Genomic DNA, 22,022 nt, shown 5'->3' on the forward strand with positions numbered 1-22,022 from the left:
ATGGTTTCATTGGATAAATTCCGGCTTGCAAATCTGACGCAACTTGTTACTTTTAGAGCGAGTACTATCACAGGGGCCTGCTTGCCACAAAAGTCCGCACTCGGTTTTCTCGCAGCGATTGTCATTCTTGCCTGCACGTTCGTCTTGTTCAGCCCGACGATGGGATTCGATTTCGTGAATTGGGACGACGACATGTACGTGTACGAGAATGATCGTGTTCAGGCGTTCACCGTCGAAAACGTGACGTGGTTTTTCTCGCATTCCTACTATCATTCGTACATTCCCCTCACCATGCTCTCCCATATGATTGATTTCGCTATCTGGCGGTTCAATCCTTCAGGACATCACCTTACGAATGTCATTTTGCATGCGTTGAATGCAGTTTGGGTATTTCTGTTAAGCCTCCAACTCTTTGCCATCCTCAAACACGGAACGGCAGTCCGCGGGTTTCGTGAACTGCTGTTTCGGGAAGTGGACCGTGCAATTCTCTTCCCTGCCGCATTTACCGCCTGCCTCTTTGCGTGGCATCCGTTGCGGGTTGAATCGGTTGCATGGATTTCGGACCGGAAGGATCTTCTATGCTTTTTCTTCCTCCTCCCCGCGACCATTTATTACATCAACTACATTGCGACAAGAGGCACGCCGAATGCCCGACGTTGGTATGTGACAGCTTTTGTCCTGTTCGTTCTTGCTTGCTTTGCAAAGTCTGTCGCAGTGGTTGTACCGGTTGTGTTTTTATTGATAGATGGAGCCTTTCTTCACAGAAAGAAACGGGGTATATCTCTCAAGAGTCTTGTTCTTGAGATAACGCCTTTCGTTCTTGTCGCTGTCGTTGTTGGTGTTCTCGCCATCAGGAGTATGCCGGAGCTTTCAACAAGCGATATATACGAAATCCTCGCTCCGGTGCAGAGAATGCTTCTCCCCTTCCACAATCTCGTGTTGTATATCGGAAGAACTCTGTTCCCCTCCGATCTCTCGCCGATGTATCCGCTTGCAGGAGAGGGGGAAATGATGGCATCAGTTGCGCTGTTCGCCGCCGTTTCGGCTGCATGTCTTTTTCTTTTCAAGAAAGAAGTAAGAATGCCGTTGTTTGTCCTCGGGGCGTACATTGTACTCGCTGCGCCTTCGGCCGGATTTGCATCCGCTGTCGTGCAAACAACAGCAGACAGGTATTCCTATTTGTCGACAGTACCGCTGTACTTGCCGGCCGGTTGGATTCTGGGAACATTGATCGAGAAGTTTCAGTTTCGGAATACGAACGTCTATGCGATTACGGGAGTTGCCGTGCTTGCAGCGGGATTTTTCGGCTATCTGAGTCTCCGCCAGTTGCCGATGTGGATGAATTCGGAAACCCTTTGGGGACGAACGATAGCGTTGTATCCGACTATGCCGCTGCCGCACAACAACTACGGATTGGCGTTACAGGGACGGGGGGCTTTGGACAAGGCCGAGGAATCATTCCGGCGTGCCATTCAACTCAAGCCCGATTATCTTGAAGCACATTTGAATCTTGGCAACATCATGTTTACGAAGGGAAATTGGGATGAAGCGGAACGGCTGTTCTTGCGCGCTTCCGAGCTGCAGCCGAACCAAGCCGAAGTGTACAACAATCTTGGTGTGGTAGCGAACACCAAGGGGAATACGCTGGATGCCCTTCACTGGTTCCGGCGCAGCGTTGAAGTCAATCCCGAATACGCGCACGGATATTTCAATCTCGGCGTGCTGTACGAGAAGATGGGAAACGCGACCGCCGCCACAGAGGCATTAACGAAGGCGGCCCGTCTCGGACATCTTGCTGCCCAACATTCGCTGACGAAAGCCGGAGTTGTGTGGTAGTTTCTTGCCTTCACTTCCTTACTTTTGTATCTTGATACGCAGATTTTGCAGCATTCGGGGCGTAGCTCAGCCCGGCTAGTTCCATTCCGACCGAACTTACCGCTTCCCAGGTAAGTTCGTCTTGTCGGAATGCGAATCCCGCCGGAGGCGGAAAGCGCGCCCGCTGGCAGACAAAGAGAACTGTGTTTCACACGGGGCGTAGCTCAGCCCGGCTAGAGCGTGGCGCCTTCGGCGCCAAAGTCGCAGGCTCGAACTCATGGTGGCATACATACTGCGTAGCCAAAAAACAGGAAGATACTACACCGGTGTAACGGAGGACCTTGCAGCTCGTCTGCAACAACACAATGCCGGTCGGACTTCCTCGACACGACACGGGGTACCGTGGGAAGTCGTCTATTCACGCAGCTGCGAGAACCGTTCGCTGGCTGTGCAATTGGAACGTGAAATCAAATCTCGCGGAGCAAAAAGGTTCCTTGAGAGTCAGGAGTATTTCAAAATCCTACGGGGCGTAGCTCAGCCCGGCTAGTTCCATTCCGACCGAACTTACCGCTTCTCAGGTAAGTTCGTTTTGTCGGAATGCGAATCCCGCCGGAGGCGGGAAGCGCCCGTTGGCAGAACAAAAGAGAACAGTGTTTCATACGGGGCGTAGCTCAGCCCGGCTAGAGCGCTTGCTTTGGGAGCAAGAAGTCGCAGGTTCGAATCCTGTCGCCCCGACTACAATAAGACAACGGTCGCAGGTTCTCAGCCGAAGGCTGATCCGCCTCCGGCGGAGAATCCTGTCGCCCCGACGAACATCTTTTTGTGAGAAAACAGGTTGAGTTTTGTGCAGAGAGGATTCACCCGCCCGCGGTAACCATCAACAACCCTCGCCGCAACAGTTCCGCACACACTCTCTCCATCAGCATATATTCCCCAATGTGCAAGGAGGCACTCCATGTGTAAGCAACACTCTTCACTTGTAACCGCAGTAATGTTCATTCTGCTCAAGCTTTCGGCGTTTCAGATCGTCTTTGCCGCAAACGTGACAAACGCCATCGTCGTCGGCGGTGTTACAGAGAGTTCCGCGCGATTTTGGGTGAGAATATCGGGACCGGGAACAGTTCAGATGCAGCTTTCGCAAACAACTGATTTTTCTTCTCCCATCCTCAGTTCACAGGAGAGTGCATTGGAAGTGCGTAACTATGCGGCTATCGTCTCCGCCCAAGGATTGCAGGCAGACAGGAAGTACTACTACCGGGCGTTAGTGGATGGAGTCCCCCACACACGCATCGGCTCCTTCTACACATTTCCATCACCGGGAACCGCTTCCAACTTTACGTTTGCATTTGGTTCTTGCCAACAAGGCTCGCCATTTGTCCCCAGCTCCGGCAGAGGCGGCGTATTTCGAGAAGTCGTGAGGGCACATCCCAAGTTCTTTCTCCAGATCGGCGATTGGGGGTATCCTGACACAACGGATAACATCCCTGAAGACAGTACATTCTTTTCCTATGATTACAGCCGTGTTCAATCGAGTTATCTTGAACGAACAATACCCGGCTACCCGATGGATTCCCTGATGCTCATCTCACCTGTAAACTACGTGTATGACGATCATGACTTTCTGAACAACAACTCCTCGGCAACAACGGCAAGTTTTTCCATTCCCGTTCGACCCAGTCCGTACGGCGATGACTTCATTGCACGGGAGATTCTTGCCTTTCCGGAGGGCCGCCTGAACAGCATCCGCGGCTACAAGGAGAACATGCCGACCTACCCGCTTGTGAACGAATCACGCGGCATCTATCATAAATTCACGTACGGCAATGTCGATGTCTTCATGCTCGATTTGCGTGCGCAGCGCTCGCCGAATCAAGAGAGCCTGAGAAAGAATTCCGCAACGCAACGCTGGGAGTTTGTTCCACCGGCGGGACATTCCATCATCGGCAGAACCGGCGCACCCGGCTCCGGCCAAAGTCAACTTGATTGGTTTTTAGGTGAGCTTCAGGCTTCGACTGCAACGTGGAAGTTCGTTACCAGCACGGTTCCGTTTAATGTTTCCCAGATAGGGGCATTGCTTGCGGGAATATTTCTTCAGGATTCCCTTATCACTCTGCCGGGTGTGCCCATTCCGGTGAGCGCCATTTTTGCGGCAATGGAATTGACAGACAAGTGGTGCGGCTTTCCGCAGGATGCGCAGGCGGTTCTCGATTTCGTCAACACGAATAACATCAAGAACGTCATCGTCCTGAGCGGCGATCAGCATACCGCTGCCATTGATGACGGGGCAAATGCAGGCTTCCCCGAAATCATGGCGGGCGGGCTCGACATCACCAACTCACGAATCGTTGCCCTCTTCGAGGCGTTCGGACTTCACATCTGGAACAAAGGCGGACAGGGAATCACGACAAACGAATTCAATAACGCGTACGGGAAGATCAATGTCTTTGGCGAGGACTCCGTCCAACTGCAACTCATCGATGAATTCGGGACGATGTTCGCCACTCACACTGTTCTGAATCAACTGACAACCGGGGCGGAAGAAGCTTCCGGGCCGTCAGCTTTTGCATTACTGCAGAACTTTCCGAACCCGTTCAATTCGACGACAACAATCCGCTTCAACATTCCTCACGTGCAGACACGTAGTCTTGTAACCCTCAAGGTCTATGATGTTTTGGGGCGGGATATTGCCACGCTGGTAAACGAGGTTAAGGAGCCGGGCACACATACCGCCTTCCTTGATGCCACGAACCTTGCAAGCGGCGTGTACTACTATCGCCTGAAAGCAGGGGAAAACGTCCTGACGAAGAAGATGGTACTTTTACGATAGTGCCAAATGACCGGCGGAGGAGATCCGCTGCCCGTCATTTTGACGGCAGCACAAATTGCACAACTACGGGGACCGTCTCACTTTGTTTCTTGTCTGTCCCCCCTTCGCTTTTCTCCTCATAGAACTTGTATGCCGTAATCGCCTTCAGCACTTCTTCGTCGCAGCCGCCGCCCAAGCGCTTGGTGATTTTCACTTCGGAGATGCGTTTCTCTTCATTCAACGCAACGCTTGCGAAGACGGCTCCCTCAATTCTTTTGCTCACTGCCTCCGGGGGGTAAGCGATTTTCGCCTCGAGCGATGCAGGACCCTCGACGATAAGTACCGTCGGGGATTTGATTTTCTTCGGCAACTCTTCCGAGTTCTTTTTGATGATATCCGATTTCGGGCTGAGTTTGAATTTGAAGGGGATGCTGACCCAGCAAGCAACGGGTTTCTCCTTGATTGTTCCGGGCGAAAACCGGAATTGCCGCGCTGCATCAATTGCCGATTGTTCGAACGCTTTCTCGGACGATTTCAACACTTCGATCTTCACAGGAACGCCTTTGTCCGATACAAGAACCTTTAGCCAAACCAAGCCTTCAAGATTGTTTTCCATTGCTTCCTTTGGGTAAACGGGATGTACGCGGGAGGTGATTGCCGGTTCTTTGTCAACCATTTCGAAGGCACCGTCTTTCTCCTGCGCGTTCAACCATGTTCCAACAAAGAACAGAAGAAAGACAACGAGATGTCGTTTCATTTTTTTTCTCCTATTGAATGTCGTGATGAGTCTGATTGTGTGTTCCCTGCACTTCTACGGGCTGCAGGCCGATAACGTACACTACCTTTTGCGGTTCACCTTTCTTCGTTTGACGTTCTGACAGGAACAGCATCGAGGTTGCAAGCGAAGCAATGAGCAGGAGGAATGCAGCGGCGAGAGCGGGGGCCGGAACGGCAAACTTCTCTTTCCAGAATTCTGAGAACCTGGATCTGTGCGACGTTGCAGTGTGAAGCGGCATCGACAGAACCTTCTCGTCCAGCGTTGCAGGAACCGCCACTTCCTTGCTTGCCGTAAGAGCAGACCGCAACTGCAGCAGGGTTCGCATGTAGTTCCTGCACCGTTTACACTCCCCCAAATGATGGAAGGTCGTTGCGGACTCCGGCTCCTGTAACTCGTTGTCCATCAATGCGCTGACGAGCTCCTGATATTCGTTGCAGTTCATGACTTCGCCCTTTCTCTCATCATTGGCTCAAGGTTCTTTGCGAGCGCCTGCCGCGCTTTGAAAAGCCGGGACTTCACCGCACTCTCCGTCGCGCCCGTGATGCGGGCAATCTCGGTGTACGAAAGCTGCTCATATTCCCGCAACATCAATACTTCACGGTACTCGATTCTCAGACGGCTCATCATCTGATGGACAATGCCGCTGATGTCTTTGTCAACAAGAAGCGTTAGCGGCGTCTCTTCGTCCCACACATCATCCAGCCCGTCATCTGATGATGCTTTGCGTTGGCGTAAGTTCATCAGAGCCTCGTTGCGCGCAATCTGAAATATCCAGCCGCGAAACGAGCCGGGATTGCCGACTGTGTGTGCGCCGTTACATATCTTCACGAATGTATCATGCACAGCATCTTCCGCCTGCGCTTCGTTCTTGAGCAGATGCAGGCAGAAGCGGAAGAGATGCACCTTGTAGCGACTGTACAGGTGTGCAAGCGCTGTACGCTCGCCACGGCGAATGCGCTCAAGCAGTTCTTCGTCCGAATCGGGATGCATGGCCTGTTCAGTTGCTTCGGTAGTCTCTGTAGAGAAGATGCACAAAGGGGAGAAAAGTTGCTGGGAGGCTGTTGGGCAAAGAGACTCTGCGCTTCTCCGCCACTTTTCTTGACATTACAGAGAAAACCGGGTATCTTGCTGCTGTTGGAAAAACCTTGGTTCCCGTTCTCTCAATTGCCGACGCCGTGGGGACAAGGCAGGGTGGATGACCTTACCTTACCTTACCTTACCTTACCTTACCTTACCTTACCTTACCTTACCTTACCTTACTGCGCTCGCGCATTCATCGTGACACTTTTGGTGGAGGAATCACCATGAACAAACGCATTGTGTTCATTCTCGGTTTCACAACTCTTCTCCTCGGCGGACAAGTGTCCTCGCCGCTGTACCGCTCGCCCCTCTACCCACAGCTTGAAGCGCTGAAGGAGCGTGGGATGACATACCGCCTGCTGGACAACGATCTTGTTGAAGTGAAACAAGAGTGGAGCGGCATGTCACGAGTATTCTCCCTCCGCATGCCGAGTGACCAAGAGATACGCGCATGGGCACAAGCACGGGGCATTCCAATAATTGAAATAGATCCCAACGCGATTGATACGAGCAGGTTTACAGGGTGGTACAGATACTGGACGCAGGTGCCGTTGTCGAATGATGTGCTTCTGCCTCTTGTTGTTGCTGACATAAACCGCAATGGGAAACCAGAAGTGTACGGGTCATTTCGAAACTTTGCCTCCACGGATTTTGAAACTCGCACATATGAGGTTGATAGTGCTGGCGAAGTAATGTTGGTTCACAATTATGGTCAGCCAAGACCGGGAGTATCACGACTCGCAGTGGACGCTGATTCCGATTCCCTACTGGAAGTAGTATTCACGCTTGGCGGCATACTCAAAGATTACGAACAAAGCACAATGTCACACTTTCCTACTGAACTAAGATTCTCTTATCAACGCTACCAAAGTCCTGCCGTGGGGCCGGGCCTTACTGGGATCTTCATGGGCTCCTTGGACGGGGATGGCTTCGTTGATTTCCTCTATATGGGTTCCGAACCTGACTCGGCTGACACAACACGAGGAATAGTGAAGCAGTACGTCGCAGAGTTTGATCCAGTGCTTGGCAATTTTCGTCGAGTGTGGAGTCAAGCATTGCATCCCAATCTTGGTGGCTTTGCGGTCGGTGATTTTGATTCAGACGAAAAGATGGATTTTGTATCGTCAAGCCTGTTCGGTAATGTGTATTTGGTTGCAAATACCGGGAATGACCAATATCAATTAGTGTGGCAGGATAGTTTGCCTTTTGTGAATGCGTACTATCAAACAGCAGGTGATGTGAACGGAAACGGCACACCAGAGTTCTTTGTCGGCGCCGTGATGAACGGATACTATCTGATGATGTACGAAGCGGACTCTGTTCATCACTACTCGCCGAGACTTCTCCTCCACTTTCTTGCCGGGGACCTGTACCCGAACAACTATTGCGTTGACGTGGACGGAGACGGAAGAGTGGAATTAGTGACAATGGTTGGGACGAATCTAATCATTCTCAAGGCAGATGCAAACAATCACTATTTCGTTTGGTATCTCAAGAGAGAGGACAGGAAGGATGCATTTGGTATCTGCGATTTTGACAGAGATGGCAAATTAGATTTCATCATAAGCAAGTCAGAGGTAAACAGTCAAGGTCGGCTCCGACTCTATGCAGACGCGTATCTCTCCTCCGGCCCTGTAGACGTTTCAGAACCACGAGTCCAAAGAAGGACAAGTTCTTTCCAAGTCGACACCTATCCCAATCCATTCAATCCTGTCATTACAATCAGGTATCAATTGCCAACTACAGACATGGTTTCAATTGTTGTGCTGGACATTGGCGGAAGGGTTGTTGCCAGCGCGTTGAATAAGAGAATGCAAGAAGCCGGTCAGCATTCATTACAATGGAACGCGGATGGCTTGCCGTCAGGTGTGTATTTTGTTCAATTGAGAAGCAGGATGGATGTCTTAACAAGGAAGACCCTTCTTATTCGGTAACCCAAAGGAGGTTGGGAACTGCCGGATGAGGAAGTAATAAAAACCGGGCGGCAGTGCGTTCTCACCGCCGCCCGTCTAACGGCAAACGGTTGTCCCGGGACAGCTTGGCTTCGGATGCACTCGGCTGTTCCGGAGGTTTGCCGTTGGTAAAGTGCATAACAAAGAATCAACAATCAACACCAACTTTACCAACGGAGGTACTTATGTGTTCTCCACGATGTATTCTCGCTCTTTACTTCCTCGTTTGGTCATACGCGGCAATTGCCCAGCCAAGCTTGGAAGACACACGCTCGCTTTCTGTCACTGCTCACAGTATGGCATCGGATGGTTACGGCCTGCATTCGGTTAGCGTGGATGGGAATGGGTATGTAAATCACCATTTGCTGGATAACAATGGCGTTATTATTTCCGGCTACTCCAGCACCATTGCAGCCGGTCAATATCCCGTAGTTACGTCTTTTGGCGGTAAGCTTCGCGTTGCATTGAAAACTGGTCAGCAATCAACCACACTCTACCAGAGCAGCAACGGCGGAGCGTCTTGGTCTGCGATTCCAAATATGCCGACAATTACATCGGATGTTTTCGATCTTGATTCCTACACTGATGATTACGGTACGCATATCGTATGGTCTACGGGAACTTTCGGAGATGTCGAAGTGTGGCATATGAGTTTCCGAGATAACACAAGCGAATGGTCTACTCCCTTCAACGTCACCAACCTTGCGTCACCGGAGTACGGGTACCGTCCGAAGGTTACGGCAAGCGAGACAAAGGCGAATGTGTTGTTCTTATGGAGCGGCCAGTTGCACTCCCGTGATCTCACCCTCAGCACAAACCAGTGGGATAACAGCTACGCAACAGTACCAAACACCAATGCTGCCCTTGCGGTGAACGCCGTAACCTTGGGAGATTCTGTTTATGCTCTTTTCGCACTGATGCCGACAGTACAGGAAAGTCATCAGTATCAAGATTTCTTTTTCACTCAGCGACACAAGAATACGACGACTTGGCTGAACCCGACCTATGTATCCACAACGACATACGGCCTCGCCTATAGCTATTTGCGCAATCGCATGGTAACGGCGGGCGACGCGGTCTACTTTCTTATCAACTGTAATTACAATTTTCTGATACCTCCGCCAGAGCAGATGTGCTATATCCCCGTGTTGTATCTATGGAGGTATTCTTCCGCTTCCGGTCTTGGCCCTGAGGCGTTGTTTGTCGGCGAGACAAACTTGGAGGCAACAGATGGCTCTTCGCTGCTTCTCAGCAAATGGAATAATGGCGTGTACGCGTTTTGGTCGGGCGATCCAAACGGCTACAACATGCGCCGCAAACCATTCGCGCTAAACGGAACCGTTTCGGAGAGGACACTTCTCACGGGAAACAATTGGGTGAGCTACGTTAGCGGGATAGCAGACGGTGCTACGTTCGACACAAGTGTTGCGGTTGATGCCATGCCCGGTTCCGAAACGTTTGTGCTTGCAAGTGGTACAGCATCTCCTACGAAATTGATCGCTTTAGGAACCTTGAACGCACAGCAGAACTCGCGCTTCACGTGCGGCGAAAACACGAAAATCGAAGTATACGGCCAACTGAATGCGCTCGGAACAAGTTCGGAGCCCGTTGTCTTCGATGCAGCAAACCCGGCACAGAAATGGGACCGTCTCGCAGTTTCAACCGGGTTGGCCGTTTCAACAATCAGTTACTGCACAATTCTCAATGCAAACATTGGAGTGGATTGCGCGTACTCGCGGCTCATTATGAGCAACGCAACAATTTCGGAATGTCTCACGGGGTTATCCGTCATCAATCCACATCCGAAATACTATTGCATAGTGTCGCAGTCCACGATCAGTAGCTGCGAGTACTATGGCGCGAGCGTGTTTGATTCCTACGGTGTATTGTTGGATGGCAATCTCATCGCGGACAATGATTGGGGTGCAATGATCAGCGGTGGAACGGCGTTGCTCACAAAGAATGCCTTTGCCGGAAACAATGTTGGCTTTGCTGCATCATACGGGTCCTACCCGCGCTTGGGCGAAATGGCATTAGACAGTCCGGGCGAGAATAGTTTCGACAACGCAACCATTGAGATAGCCGCCTTTCTTACCTCGGCGCCCTTTATGGGCCTCGCATCTCAATACGGAGACATGGGTGGATACAACTGCGTGATTAGTGACGCTCCTGTATTTGTTGACGCATACGACGAGTCGTATGTACTTGCGCAAAGGAATTCGTGGAACGCCGATCCACCGGACGATTGGCGTTTCCGCGTGTGGGATCATGCAGTGATTGATTACGACAAACATCTCCCCGAATGCTCTTTTCTGGAAGCAAAACCGGTCGCGGGTCAACCCTCGCTTCCTTCATTGATGCGAGTGACTCCAGAAAACCGAATGTTGTCCGAGGGAATGATCCATCTTGGCCGAAGAAGATTCGGAGACGCTATACAGACACTAAGGTCCCTCGTTGCGGACTACAGCACGTCTGCCGAGGCGCGGGCTGCTCTGGTACACCTTGCGCACGCATACCGTGCATACGCCGCGGAACGGGGCAATGATAGCTCGCTGCAAGTGATGAGGCTCTATTTGAGAAACCAGGTGCTGCACAATGAGAACAGCAGTATGCGGAGAATCGCCAGGATTTTGCATGCCGGCGAATTGTCAAAGGCGGGCGATTTTACGGGCGCCCAGCAGCAATATAGCACGTTGATTAACGAGTCACGCTCATCGAACGAGAGGCTTCATCATGTATTTGCTGCCTTCATGCTCCAGGCAATAGCGATGGAAAGCAAGAGCAGCGCACTGCCGTATCTTACACGCTTGAGAGCCGAATGGCCCAACGAACATTTGTCGAAGTTGGCTCAACTCCACTTCGATGGAATTTCTCCGATCTCACGCAGAACTCATCTTGAGAAGAATGGTGCGACACACAATCCCCAAGCAGTACCGCAATCGTACGCACTGTTCCAGAATTATCCGAACCCGTTCAATCCGTCAACAACCGTCCGGTTCCAAACCCCACATGACGGGTTCGTTTCAGTCAAAGTGTACAACATGCTCGGGCAGGAGGTGGCAACTCTTGTCAATGAGCAGCGAGTGGCGGGCGTGCATGAAGTGATATTCGACGCGTCGAGGTTCTCCTCCGGCGTGTACATTTACAAACTTACGGCGGGCGGTTTCACAGCAGCGAAGAAGCTTGTGCTGGTGAAGTAAACTCCGTGTGCAATGCCAGATCACCAACAAAGGGCGAGTCACTTGACTCGCCCTTCTCATTTCATGGCGACAGTACAAACCTTTTGCACAGTTGTCGTCACGGCACCGAGGTCGCGCACGTCTGCCGTGACGACCCAGTGGAGGTTCTACCGCTTCTTCGGCAAATAATACTTCTTCGTATACTCCACCACCATCCTATCCGTATTGTACTGCGGAATGAGTGACGCCATCGAGTGGCGAACACGCTTGAGCCACGCATGCGGGATGCCGTCCTTGCCGCGGTCGTAGAACAACGGGAGGACTTCTGTTTCAAGAACGGTGCGGAGCGAGTACGCGTCCTTGTCGTCTTGTTCGTGATCGGTCGGGGCGGTGGCATCTTCGCCGACAGCCCAGCCGTTTTTGCCGTCGAACGCTTCACGCCACCATCCGTCCATCGTGCTCACGTTCAATCCGCCGTGCAGGATTGTCTTTTCGCCGCTTGTGCCGCATGCCTCCATCGGGCGCCGGGGCGTGTTCAGCCACACGTCGGAGCCGGAGACGAGGTAGCGCGCAACGTTGATGTCGTAGTTCTCAACAAAGACGACCTTGCCGAACATGTCGAGCCGTTTCGTCATGTTGATGATTTCCTGGATGAAGTGCTTGCCGGCATCGTCCCGCGGGTGAGCTTTCCCCGCAAAAATAATCTGTACAGGTTTCTCTTTATTGTTCAACATGCGGATGGCCCATTCCATGTCGCGGAAGAAAAGCGGGGCACGCTTGTACGTGGCAAACCGGCGTGCAAAACCGATCGTCAGAACGTCGGGAGAAAGAAGATTCTCGTAGACGCCAAGGCCGTCGCCGCCGTGGCGGAGGTGTTGTTCGCGCAGCCGCTTGCGGGCAAATTCAATCAGCTCGCGGCGGAGTGAAGTACGCAGCGCCCAGAGTTCGGCGTCGGAAATCTTCTTCGACTCGATGGATTTCTGCCAATACTTCGCATCGCGGATGCGTTCATGCCATTTCGTTCCGAGCGTGCGGCTGAAAAACTGTGACGCCGTCGGCGACGCCCAGCCGTTGATGTGAACACCGTTGGTTATGGCTCCGATCGGATCTTCGTCTTTGTTCCAATCGGGGTACAAATCCTTCCACATCTGTACGCTCGTTCTGCCGTGCAGTTCGCTTACGCCGTTCGCGGCGCGTGACATCTTCAGAGCGAGTACCGTCATGCAGAACGTCTCGTTGATATCATCGGGGCGGATGCGGCCGTAGCCCATCAAGTGATCGATAGTCAGTCCCGATACCTCGGAGAATTTGTGGAACGCCGTATTCATCAGGTCGCGGCTGAAGCGATCGTGGCCCGCAGGGACAGGTGTATGCGTTGTAAACACACAATGATCTTTCACAAACGCTTCTGCTTTTTCGAGAGGCTTCTTCGCATTCAGTTGTTCTCTCAACAATTCCAAGGTCAGGAATGCCGAATGTCCCTCATTCATATGAAAGACGGAAGGATTGATGCCGATGGCCCGCAACAACCGCACGCCGCCGATGCCGAGTACAATTTCCTGAGCGATGCGCGTCGTCTGATCGCCGCCGTACACATGCGCTGTGATCTCGCGGGAACGGTCGTCGTTTTGCGGCAGCTTGGTGTCCAGAAGATACACGGTGACTCGGCCAACATGAACTGCCCACGCTTGAAACGCAACGAACGTGCCGTTGATTTCAATCGTGCAGACAACGGGATTTCCTTTCTTATCCTTGACGAGAGTGAGAGGAAGTTTCAGCGGGTCATAAACAGGATAGAGTTCTTGCTGCCACCCATCGTTGGAGATTTGCTGGTTGAAGTATCCCTGACGGTAGAACAGACTGATGCCGACAAACGGCAGGCCGAGATCACTGGCGCTTTTGGCATGATCGCCGGAGAGGATGCCGAGGCCGCCGGAGTAGATGCGGAGACTTTCATGCAAACCGAACTCGGCACTGAAATATGCAACGGGGGCCTTCTTTAACGACGATGCATTCTTCGATCCCCACGTTCCCTTCTGACTCATGTACAATCGGAAATCATTGCACACTGCACTCGCATGCTTGAAGAAATCGGGATCCTGTAATTTTCCGCGTAATTCTGGGCCGGAAATCCAGTTCATCACCTCGACAGGATTATGATTGCTGTGTTCCCAGAAGAACGGAGAGAGTTGTTGGAAAATAGACTGTGCCGATGGATTCCACGACCACCACAGGTTACGGGCAAGCTCGTGCAACTCTGTTACAACCTTATCGATGTGTGTTTCCGAGATTCGTTTGATTGCCACGATGATGAAGTCTCCTAGTAAAGATGAAACATAGTCCTTGCCGCACGCTTACGTGCCGGGCGGTGGTGGATCTTCCGCTACCGTATGTATCGGCATGGAATACACTCCTGTGCAGATGCCCCTTGTGATGTCACGCCTGCTGCGCGACAAGAGAGTCCGCTTTCTTCTTGGTCATGCGGTTTCGTTCGTTGGCATCGAGATACCGTTTCCTGATGCGGATGGAGTTTGGCGTGACTTCCACGTATTCGTCGTCACTGATCCACTCGACGGCTTGCTCGAGTGTGTGAATATGCGGCGGCTCAAGCCTGATTGCCTCATCAGCCCCTGAGGCGCGCATGTTGGTAAGCTGCTTCGTTTTGCAGACGTTCACAAGCATATCCTGCTCGCGCGAATTTTCGCCGACAACCATTCCCGCATACACCCGTGTTCCGGGTTCAATAAAGAAGGTGGAACGTTCGGCAAGCTTCCACATTGCATAGGCTGTTGCATCCCCCGTTTCCATGGCAACGAGGGCCCCTTTGGTACGATGGGCGATGTCGCCTTTGTAGGGCTCATACCCGGCAAAGTTGTGATGAAGAATGCCCGTGCCTTTCGTCTGCGTCAGGAACTCGCCGCGGAATCCTATCAGGCCGCGGGCCGGGACGTAGAACTCAAGACGCGTGTTGCCGCTGGCAGAAATCATATTCTTCATTTCGCCCTTGCGGCGTCCGAGATTCTCAATCACCACGCCGATGTGTTCTTCGGGCACATCAATAATAACATGTTCAATCGGTTCGGCAAGGACGTCGTCTATCCGCTTGTAAATGACTTCGGGACGCGAGACCTGCAATTCATATCCCTCCCGCCTCATATTCTCAATAAGAATCGCAAGATGAAGTTCTCCGCGGCCACTCACCTTGAACACATCGGGTGAATCCGTCAACTCAATACGCAGACTGACATTCGAGCGAAGCTCACGCGTCAACCGCTCGGCCAGATTGCGCGTCGTAACGTACTTGCCGTCCAATCCTGCAAACGGCGAGTTGTTGACGATAAAGTTCATCGATAGTGTCGGCTCTTCGATGGCAACGAACGGCAGCGGCGTCGGATCGGCGGCATCGGCAATCGTTTCGCCGATATCGACATCTTCCATTCCTGCAAGCGCGATAATATCGCCGGCACTTGCTTCATGCACTTCAATACGCTTGAGCCCGTCAAACGTGTACACTTTGGTTACTTTGGCGTCTTCAACGACCTTGTCGCGATGGATGATCTTCATCGGCGAACCTAACTTGATGGTCCCGCGGTGCACACGTCCTATCCCCAGGCGTCCGAGATATTCACTGTAATCTATTGTGGTGACGAGCATCTGGAACGGGGAAGCAGTATCGCCGGGCGGCGGCGGAACGGTGTGAACGATGGCATCAAGAAGAGGCTCGAGCGTTGTACTCTCGTCGTCCAATTCCCGTTTTGCAATTCCTTGTTTTGCAATGGCATAGATGGTCGGGAAATCGAGCTGATGATCGTTGGCGCCGAGCGAGAGGAACAACTCGAATACCATATCGAGAACTTCGTGCGCCCTCGCATCTTTCCGATCTATCTTGTTGATGACCACAATCGGTTTGAGATTGAGGTCGAGGGATTTTTTGAGAACGAACTTCGTTCCCGGCAAGGGGCCTTCCGCCGCATCAACCAGCAGAAGAACGCCGTCCACCATCGTGAGCGTGCGCTCGACTTCGCCGCCGAAATCGGCGTGACCCGGTGTGTCAACGATATTGATCTTTGTTCCTTTGTAATGGATGGAAGTATTCTTCGCGAGAATCGTGATACCGCGTTCCCGTTCAAGGTCGTTCGAATCCATTACCCGCGTTACCATTTGCTGGTTTGAGCGGAATGTACCGGTTTGCCGAAGCATGTGATCCACCAGCGTCGTCTTGCCGTGATCAACATGCGCAATAATGGCGATGTTGCGTATATCTTCCCTGCGTGCCGTTGACAATCTGTACCTCTCTCCTTCAAAAAAAGTCGTGGAGAATAGCGTTCGTGCGAACCTTCCCCCAAGAACAAAAAACGCTTCAAGCACTCAACCGCCTGCTCGAAGCGGCATCAATATAGGGATTGACGGGCAGAATTCCAATCACGAAATCTTAATGCTTCTTAATGGGAAATGGAACAGGAGAGTTGGAAACAGAAAGATGTTTGCAGATTCGCCGTGAAGACGTATCTTATGCTGTTTTTAATTCCCGAATGAGGGTAGAATGAACATTTCGTTGTCAAACAAAGTCAGCCTGATAACGGGCGGCTCGCGCGGCATTGGTGCAGCAACAGCGCTGATGCTCGCCGAAGCAGGCTCGGAGATCATCCTCAACTACGCTCGCAACACCGAACGGGCTGGCGCGATTGCAAGCGCGATCCGTGAACTCGGGCGCAAGGTTCTTGTACAAAAGGCGAATGTCGGAAACGCAGCCGAGGCTCGCTCGCTGGTCGAAGCGGGCATCACATCATTCGGCAAGATCGACATCGTCGTGAATAACGCAGGCATCTGGACGTACGGCGAGATTGGGGCGATGGACGAAAAAGTGTGGGATGAGACGATGGATGCCAATCTCAAAAGCATTTTCAATATCTGCAACGCTGTCGTCCCTCACATGAAGCGCAATGGCGGCGGACGAATTATCAATGTCGCTTCAACTGCCGGACAGCGAGGGGAGGCGTTTCACTCGCATTATGCCGCGTCGAAGGGGGGAGTGATTGCTTTCACGAAATCCATCGCCGTCGAGCTTGCGCCGTTCAACATCCTCGTCAACACCGTTGCGCCGGGTTGGGTTGATACGGAGATGACGGAAGCTGCTCTGGGCGATGAAATGTCCAGGAAGGAGATTGCCGCGACCATTCCGCTCAATCGGATCGCAACGCCCGAAGATATTGCCGGACCGGTTCTCTTTCTCGCATCCGATCTTGCGCGGCACATCACGGGCAGCACGATCAGCGTCAATGGCGGCAGCGTGCTTCTGTAACATCGTCAGGATTGTGCTATGATCGTCATGAAATTCGGGGGAACATCCGTTGAGGATGCCTCCGCGTTGCGGAATGTCGCGCAGATTGTTGATGCGCGTCGACGCCTCAAACCGCTTGTCGTCCTTTCCGCCTGCGCGGGAGTAACAAACGCCCTCATCAAAACGGCACACGACGCGGCGGCAGGAAACAAAAAAGAGGCGCTGAAGGGATTTGCGGCGATGCACGAGCGACACAATATGATTGCCGACGAACTGCTCGGCTCCGACGCGCATTCCGCAAAAGAAGTTTTTGAATCGGATTTCGCCGAGCTGCGGCAGCTTGTGCACGGACTTTCCATTTTGAACGAACTGACGCCGCGGGCGCTGGATCAGATTGTTGCACACGGCGAACGCTGGTCGTCAAGGCTTCTCAGTCTATTTCTTCAGAAAGAGAAAATCCCTGCCCTGTTCGTTGACGCGCGAACGGTGATGATTACGGGAAACGAATTCACCAAAGCCGCTCCGCTGTTCGACATCATCGAAGAGAAAGCGAACGAAATCCTTCAGCCTCCGCTCGAAGCCGGAAATATTGTCGTGACGCAAGGATTTATCGGCTCTACAAAAGAAGGCATTACCACGACAATCGGCCGGGGCGGTTCCGATTATTCCGCTGCGATTTTGGGCGCAGTATTGAATGCCGATGAAATCCAAATCTGGACCGACGTTGACGGCTTCCTGACTGCCGACCCGAAGATCGTTTCAGATGCCCGCAAGATTCGTGAGATGACGTTCACCGAAGCGGCAGAGCTAGCCTACTTCGGCGCGAAGGTGCTGCATCCGAGCACGATTCTGCCCGCCGTTCAGAAGAACATTCCCGTCCGTGTACTCAACTCAAGGCGGCCCGAGGGAGAGGGAACCCTCATCACCAACACGGCCCCGGGATATCCGGGCTGCATCGTGAAATCGGTGGCGTACAAAAAGGGAATCACCGTCATAGGCATTCAAAGCACGCGCATGCTCATGGCGCACGGCTTTCTTGCCCGTGTATTTGAAGTGTTCGAGCGCCACAAGAAAAGCGTGGATGTTGTTGTCACATCGGAAGTTGGCGTGTCGCTCACGGTTGACAACGATTCCGATGTAGAGAAGATTGAAGAAGAACTTGCCCGCTTCGCGGATGTGAAAGTCGAGCGAAACAAGGTCGTCTTCTGCGTTGTCGGCGAGCGGATGAAGCTGACAAAAGGCGTAGCCGCTCGGGTCTTCAGCGCGCTTGCCGATGCAAAAGTGAACATCGAGCTGATCTCGCAAGGAGGATCGGAAATCAATCTTACATTCGTTGTTGATGAGGCAGACGTGGACAGGACCGTGCGTGCCCTGCATATCGAGTTCTTTTCGGATAATGCGGAAGAGGCGGGGTTGTTTGATGAGATCCCTGATAACAGTAACAGAGTGTGACACGAGGAGGAAGCATGGCATTCACAACCATCTTGATGAAGAAGTGGAAGGAGATTGCATAAGAAAACATGACCAATCTTGTCACATTTTCCGTTAAGAATTTTCTCTTCCCGCAGATTTTTTTCTTGACACTACTGTATTTCTGACGTACATTTCTCCCGTGATGGGAGAGAGAAACAGAGCCAAGCTCTCTCTCTCTCTCTCTCTCTCTCTTAATATAGCAATGATCTGAAGTTCGATACTCGAATCCTCCTCCCGAACCGCTGAAAGGACGAACATGAGAAGAGAGAAGCTGATTGCGGCGAGGGCCTTCCTGCATACCATTTCCACATCTACTCACTGCCATATCCATACGCTCAAGGGTGAACTATGACTTCGCGCGGAGCTTTCCGTCTGTTCAGCATGTTCATTGCTCTCATGTTTGCTCTGCCGCCGGCGAGAGCCGACGAGCCCCTGAGAACTCTTCAATCGTTCGGCGTTGCCGTTCAGCACGGCCAGCCCGTCTATCCCCTCCCTGCCAATGTTGCCCTTGGCCTGTTCAATCCCGACCCACTCCCAGATTTGTTGTATCATGTTGAAAACACAGTCCAACTCTGGCAGAATAACGGCGATGGTACTTTTGGAATAAGGCCGGTCTTTGAGCGACGAGCGCAGGGAACCATCCTAAAAATGGAGATCCGAAAGAGCAAGATGATGGGGGACAACATTCAAAACCCCGCGAGTTGGGGAGAAATTGTCCTAGCATATGCGAACGGGTCCGAAGAAGTAATTTCGCATACGCGTATTCTGCAGAGTAGGACACCCTTTGCATCACTTCCCCAACACTCCAACGGTCCGCAATTGTGTTTTCGCGAGGTATGGAAGAGTGAACCTAATGCTGGGTTGTGTGACCAAGTTTCCATAGGCGATATCGATAATGACGGCCGGTTAGAAATGGCATACTGGTTCTACTCACCACCCGGACAGCCCGACGTAAACCGGCTTGCCATCTACGAGGTCGTAGGAAACGATTCAATCCGTCTGGACTGGGATACCTTGTTCTACGGTGCAGCGGGAGGTCCGTTTGGCCTGTCGGACATCGATAAAAACGGCCGTAAAGAGATTCTGATTTTTCGTAACGGATGCGCATTTGTTGAATGTTTTGGGCCGGGACAATACCGCTACTATTCCACAAACCTCTACCCTCCCATCACTGGTGCAACATTCCGCATGATGGAAACGGATATTGATCATGACGGCACAAAAGAAATAACAATGCTTACAAGTGATCTCAATGCAGTAGGAGAACAGACGATATTCTCAATTGGTCGATACTCAGGGAAAGGACAGGCCTCGGATGGCACTTGGTCTATATCGTTCAGCACAGTTCAACTTGCCCGCTTCCCATGGTACTCATTTGATATGGCAATTGGACAAATTGATGGTACAGGCCGAGACGAAATTGTCCCGGCAGGAGGATCGTTTGGGGTTAACCAACCTGTCCCAATAAACTATCTTTGGTACAGCGGCATCCCGGGCTTACAACTGTGGCAAAGGCGACAAATCCACACCGGCTTGAAATCGGGAACGGGCGCAGTAATGTTTGCGAATTTGGATAGCGACACGGTCAAAGAGTTCATCAGCGGTGCGCCCGGGCCTATCGGACATGGTTCCATGTTTGCGCTGAAGTATATCTCCGATACAACCTGGACTGTGTTATGGGCCGATTCTTCACTGCGGAACGCACCGCTGTGGGTGAACGCAGGAATGCTTTCCGGCACACCCGTCGTCGCCGGGGCGAATACATTCAGTCCGAACTTCGACACCATTTGGAGCAAACTGAATACGTATGCCGCCAACGGCGCGAGCAATGGGGTTTGGTTGCGAGATTCCGGATCGATTCAACAATTTCATTTCGTCGATATCAATCACAATGAGAAAACAAACCTTGTCTTTGCCCAGTTGTCGCATCAGTTGAACCACAGGCTGGCAGTTTTTGAGGCCGAGGAGCCAACTCGTGTTCCCAACGCGGAGCACTCCCCGGCATCAATCTCATTGCATCAGAATTACCCAAACCCGTTCAACCCGACTACAACGATACGCTTCGAAATTCCTCTTGCCGGCTTGGTTAGCATAGCAGTATTTGACATTGTTGGCAGGGAGGTGAAAACGCTCATCAACGATAACCTGCAAGCAGGGGTGCATAAGGTCACCTGGAATGGAACGAATAGCAAAGGAGGTGATGTGAGCAGCGGCGTGTACCTGTACCGGCTTGTCGTATCCGACCGCAACGGTAATGTGCACAGCGCAATAAAGAGAATGGTTCTCATAAAGTAATCGCATCGACCGGCAGTCAGCCGGCAGAAGAAAGCACGACATATCAGGCTTTTCGCAAGGTAAAAAGAGTCAACTCCGGCACTGTTCCCAACCTAATCGGCGGACCCCAATAGCCGACTCCGCGGTTCACGTACACCCACATGCTGCCGTGTTTGTGCAATCCTTCGATGTACGGTTGGTTGAGCCGTGCAAGATAGTTGCCGGGAAAATACTGTCCGCCGTGCGTATGCCCCGAAAGCTGGAGGTCGAATCCTGCTTTCGCGGCTTCTGCAATGCTGCGCGGTTGGTGGGCAAGGAGAATTTTTGTCAATCCCTCCGGGGCTCCGGCAATTGACGATGAGGGATTCGACCTGTGTGCGCTTCCGAAATCCCCGCCGCCGTAGTCCGTCACGCCCGCGAGAACAATCTTCCCTTCTCCTTTTTCAACGATACGATGCTCATTCACCAGCACGTCGAACCCGAGGTGCGACGCCTCACGCATCCACGAATCAACTCCCGAATAATACTCATGATTCCCGGTGGAGAAGTATGTCCCGAACGGCGCCTTCAGTTCCTTCAGCGGAGCGACATCATCCCGGAGCCACGCAACCGAGCCGTCAACCAAATCTCCCGTAAAGACAATCATGTCCGCTTTCTGATCCAGAATCTGCGCGACAACCTCCTCCACATACTCCCGCTTGATCGTCGGGCCGACATGCAGATCGGAGAATTGGAGAATGCGAAAGCCCTCGAACTCCGGCGGAAGAGTGCCGAGAGGAATATCCACCGATTCGACAGTCGGGCGGCGGTGTGCCTGCATGAATCCGTACCCGCTTGCCGCGGCGGCAAGGCCGATGATGCTGATGTTTGTTGCGTGCACAAGAAATCTGCGGCGATCGTCGTTCACCGGCGCCGGCACTGGATTTTTTGTGAAGATCTTCTTCCCCTTTTCGATGAGTCTGCTTGCCAACACCACAAGATCACGCAAGACAAAGAAGGTCAGCACGAGCGTGAAGAACCCCATGACGATGTAGCCGAGATAGGAAAGAATGTCCAGCACGCTGCTTTGAACGCCCGCAAGGAAGAAGGCAAACGGGACCTGGGGAATGAGAAACAGGAGAATCACCACAGCCCGGGCAATGCGCGCCTGTTCGCGAGTGAATTGCGCCGCCTTGATAACCCGCCTGCCGACATACCAATGCGCCAGCCCGATGACGCCGAACCATATAGAGAAGAAGATGAGAAATTGAAGTCGCATGTACTCTGTTACAGATTTGTTTGTTGGAGAACTCGTTGCACAGTCAAACGGCAAAACGCGTTCGATAGTTTCAATCTATGCAATTCCCTGATTTTTCCATCGCGAGATGCCTGCTGCGACGCTGTG

The 22,022-nt window shown here is 52.3% G+C and carries 15 protein-coding genes and 1 tRNA gene; 9 read left to right on the top strand and 7 right to left on the bottom strand.

Annotated features, from left to right (window positions below; all coding sequences use genetic code 11):
• Window positions 1-81: 81 nt before the first annotated feature.
• From KF749_10865 to KF749_10875, 3 genes are all read left to right on the top strand, one after another.
• Entirely contained in the window at window positions 82-1,836 is a 1,755-nt protein-coding gene (locus KF749_10865; GenBank protein MBX2991654.1) for a tetratricopeptide repeat protein, read from the top strand.
• Window positions 1,837-2,092: 256 nt separating this feature from the next.
• Window positions 2,093-2,362: a GIY-YIG nuclease family protein gene (locus KF749_10870; GenBank protein ID MBX2991655.1), complete on the top strand. Its 270-nt coding sequence runs from the start codon at window positions 2,093-2,095 to the stop codon at window positions 2,360-2,362.
• Between the two features lie 113 nt (window positions 2,363-2,475).
• A tRNA-Pro gene (locus KF749_10875) sits at window positions 2,476-2,550 on the top strand.
• A 27-nt stretch (window positions 2,551-2,577) separates the two neighbouring features.
• On the opposite strand, the gene KF749_10880 is transcribed toward KF749_10875, so the two are convergent.
• The gene (locus KF749_10880) at window positions 2,578-2,772 is read right to left on the bottom strand and encodes a hypothetical protein (GenBank protein MBX2991656.1); all 195 of its coding nucleotides are present in this window, start codon (window positions 2,770-2,772) and stop codon (window positions 2,578-2,580) included.
• On the opposite strand from KF749_10880, the gene KF749_10885 reads away from it, so the two are divergent.
• Window positions 2,771-4,642: an alkaline phosphatase D family protein gene (locus KF749_10885; protein MBX2991657.1), complete on the top strand. Its 1,872-nt coding sequence runs from the start codon at window positions 2,771-2,773 to the stop codon at window positions 4,640-4,642. The genes KF749_10880 and KF749_10885 overlap by 2 nt on opposite strands.
• 34 nt (window positions 4,643-4,676) lie before the next feature.
• Here KF749_10885 and KF749_10890 read toward each other — a convergent pair whose 3' ends face one another.
• The 3 genes from KF749_10890 to KF749_10900 are packed head-to-tail and all read right to left on the bottom strand — an operon-like array spanning window position 4,677 to window position 6,389.
• Window positions 4,677-5,378, bottom strand: a complete 702-nt coding sequence (locus KF749_10890; GenBank protein MBX2991658.1) for a TonB family protein — start codon at window positions 5,376-5,378, stop codon at window positions 4,677-4,679.
• Window positions 5,379-5,388: 10 nt separating this feature from the next.
• Window positions 5,389-5,841 carry a zf-HC2 domain-containing protein gene (locus KF749_10895; GenBank protein MBX2991659.1) on the bottom strand — a complete coding sequence of 151 codons (453 nt, stop codon included), beginning with the start codon at window positions 5,839-5,841 and terminating at the stop codon, window positions 5,389-5,391.
• The gene (locus KF749_10900) at window positions 5,838-6,389 is read right to left on the bottom strand and encodes an RNA polymerase sigma factor (protein MBX2991660.1); all 552 of its coding nucleotides are present in this window, start codon (window positions 6,387-6,389) and stop codon (window positions 5,838-5,840) included. Before KF749_10900 ends, KF749_10895 begins: the two co-directional genes overlap by 4 nt.
• A 314-nt stretch (window positions 6,390-6,703) precedes the next feature.
• On the opposite strand from KF749_10900, the gene KF749_10905 reads away from it, so the two are divergent.
• Together KF749_10905 and KF749_10910 are read left to right on the top strand one after the other, a co-directional pair.
• Window positions 6,704-8,413 (top strand): T9SS type A sorting domain-containing protein, encoded by a 1,710-nt coding sequence (locus KF749_10905; GenBank protein ID MBX2991661.1) that lies wholly within the window; start codon window positions 6,704-6,706, stop codon window positions 8,411-8,413.
• A gap of 203 nt (window positions 8,414-8,616) precedes the next feature.
• Window positions 8,617-11,631 carry a T9SS type A sorting domain-containing protein gene (locus tag KF749_10910; GenBank protein MBX2991662.1) on the top strand — a complete coding sequence of 1,005 codons (3,015 nt, stop codon included), beginning with the start codon at window positions 8,617-8,619 and terminating at the stop codon, window positions 11,629-11,631.
• 146 nt (window positions 11,632-11,777) lie between these two features.
• Here the strand turns inward: KF749_10910 and glgP are convergent, their stop codons facing one another.
• Window positions 11,778-13,886: an alpha-glucan family phosphorylase gene (gene glgP / locus KF749_10915; protein MBX2991663.1), complete on the bottom strand. Its 2,109-nt coding sequence runs from the start codon at window positions 13,884-13,886 to the stop codon at window positions 11,778-11,780.
• 160 nt (window positions 13,887-14,046) lie between these two features.
• Entirely contained in the window at window positions 14,047-15,894 is a 1,848-nt protein-coding gene (typA, locus tag KF749_10920; GenBank protein ID MBX2991664.1) for a translational GTPase TypA, read from the bottom strand.
• A gap of 259 nt (window positions 15,895-16,153) precedes the next feature.
• Here typA and KF749_10925 point away from each other — a divergent pair, with 259 nt between their 5' ends.
• The 3 genes from KF749_10925 to KF749_10935 all read left to right on the top strand — a co-directional run bounded on the left by KF749_10925 (window position 16,154) and on the right by KF749_10935 (window position 20,659).
• Complete coding sequence (locus KF749_10925) at window positions 16,154-16,912, top strand: SDR family oxidoreductase (GenBank protein MBX2991665.1); 759 nt, start codon at window positions 16,154-16,156, stop codon at window positions 16,910-16,912.
• An 18-nt stretch (window positions 16,913-16,930) separates the two neighbouring features.
• Window positions 16,931-18,343, top strand: coding sequence for a lysine-sensitive aspartokinase 3 (lysC, locus tag KF749_10930; GenBank protein MBX2991666.1), 1,413 nt, complete (start codon window positions 16,931-16,933; stop codon window positions 18,341-18,343).
• Window positions 18,344-18,712: 369 nt separating this feature from the next.
• Window positions 18,713-20,659: a T9SS type A sorting domain-containing protein gene (locus tag KF749_10935; GenBank protein ID MBX2991667.1), complete on the top strand. Its 1,947-nt coding sequence runs from the start codon at window positions 18,713-18,715 to the stop codon at window positions 20,657-20,659.
• A gap of 43 nt (window positions 20,660-20,702) precedes the next feature.
• Here the strand turns inward: KF749_10935 and KF749_10940 are convergent, their stop codons facing one another.
• On the bottom strand, window positions 20,703-21,896 hold the full coding sequence (locus KF749_10940) for a metallophosphoesterase (GenBank protein MBX2991668.1): 1,194 nt from the start codon (window positions 21,894-21,896) through the stop codon (window positions 20,703-20,705).
• Window positions 21,897-22,022: the final 126 nt, after the last annotated feature.

The organism is Bacteroidota bacterium (assembly GCA_019637975.1).
In the GTDB taxonomy this organism is placed as follows: domain Bacteria; phylum Bacteroidota; class Ignavibacteria; order UBA10030; family UBA6906; genus CAADGV01.

Bases quoted from the DNA above. Each gene is read 5' to 3' on its own strand.
- KF749_10870 (MBX2991655.1), top strand. From the start codon at position 2,093: ATGGTGGCATACATACTGCGTAGCCAAAAAACAGGAAGATACTACACC.
- KF749_10885 (MBX2991657.1), top strand. From the start codon at position 2,771: ATGTGTAAGCAACACTCTTCACTTGTAACCGCAGTAATGTTCATTCTG.
- KF749_10880 (MBX2991656.1), bottom strand. From the start codon at position 2,772: ATGGAGTGCCTCCTTGCACATTGGGGAATATATGCTGATGGAGAGAGT.
- KF749_10890 (MBX2991658.1), bottom strand. From the start codon at position 5,378: ATGAAACGACATCTCGTTGTCTTTCTTCTGTTCTTTGTTGGAACATGG.
- KF749_10895 (MBX2991659.1), bottom strand. From the start codon at position 5,841: ATGAACTGCAACGAATATCAGGAGCTCGTCAGCGCATTGATGGACAAC.
- KF749_10900 (MBX2991660.1), bottom strand. From the start codon at position 6,389: ATGCATCCCGATTCGGACGAAGAACTGCTTGAGCGCATTCGCCGTGGC.
- KF749_10905 (MBX2991661.1), top strand. From the start codon at position 6,704: ATGAACAAACGCATTGTGTTCATTCTCGGTTTCACAACTCTTCTCCTC.
- KF749_10910 (MBX2991662.1), top strand. From the start codon at position 8,617: ATGTGTTCTCCACGATGTATTCTCGCTCTTTACTTCCTCGTTTGGTCA.
- KF749_10925 (MBX2991665.1), top strand. From the start codon at position 16,154: ATGAACATTTCGTTGTCAAACAAAGTCAGCCTGATAACGGGCGGCTCG.
- lysC (MBX2991666.1), top strand. From the start codon at position 16,931: ATGATCGTCATGAAATTCGGGGGAACATCCGTTGAGGATGCCTCCGCG.
- KF749_10935 (MBX2991667.1), top strand. From the start codon at position 18,713: ATGACTTCGCGCGGAGCTTTCCGTCTGTTCAGCATGTTCATTGCTCTC.
- KF749_10940 (MBX2991668.1), bottom strand. From the start codon at position 21,896: ATGCGACTTCAATTTCTCATCTTCTTCTCTATATGGTTCGGCGTCATC.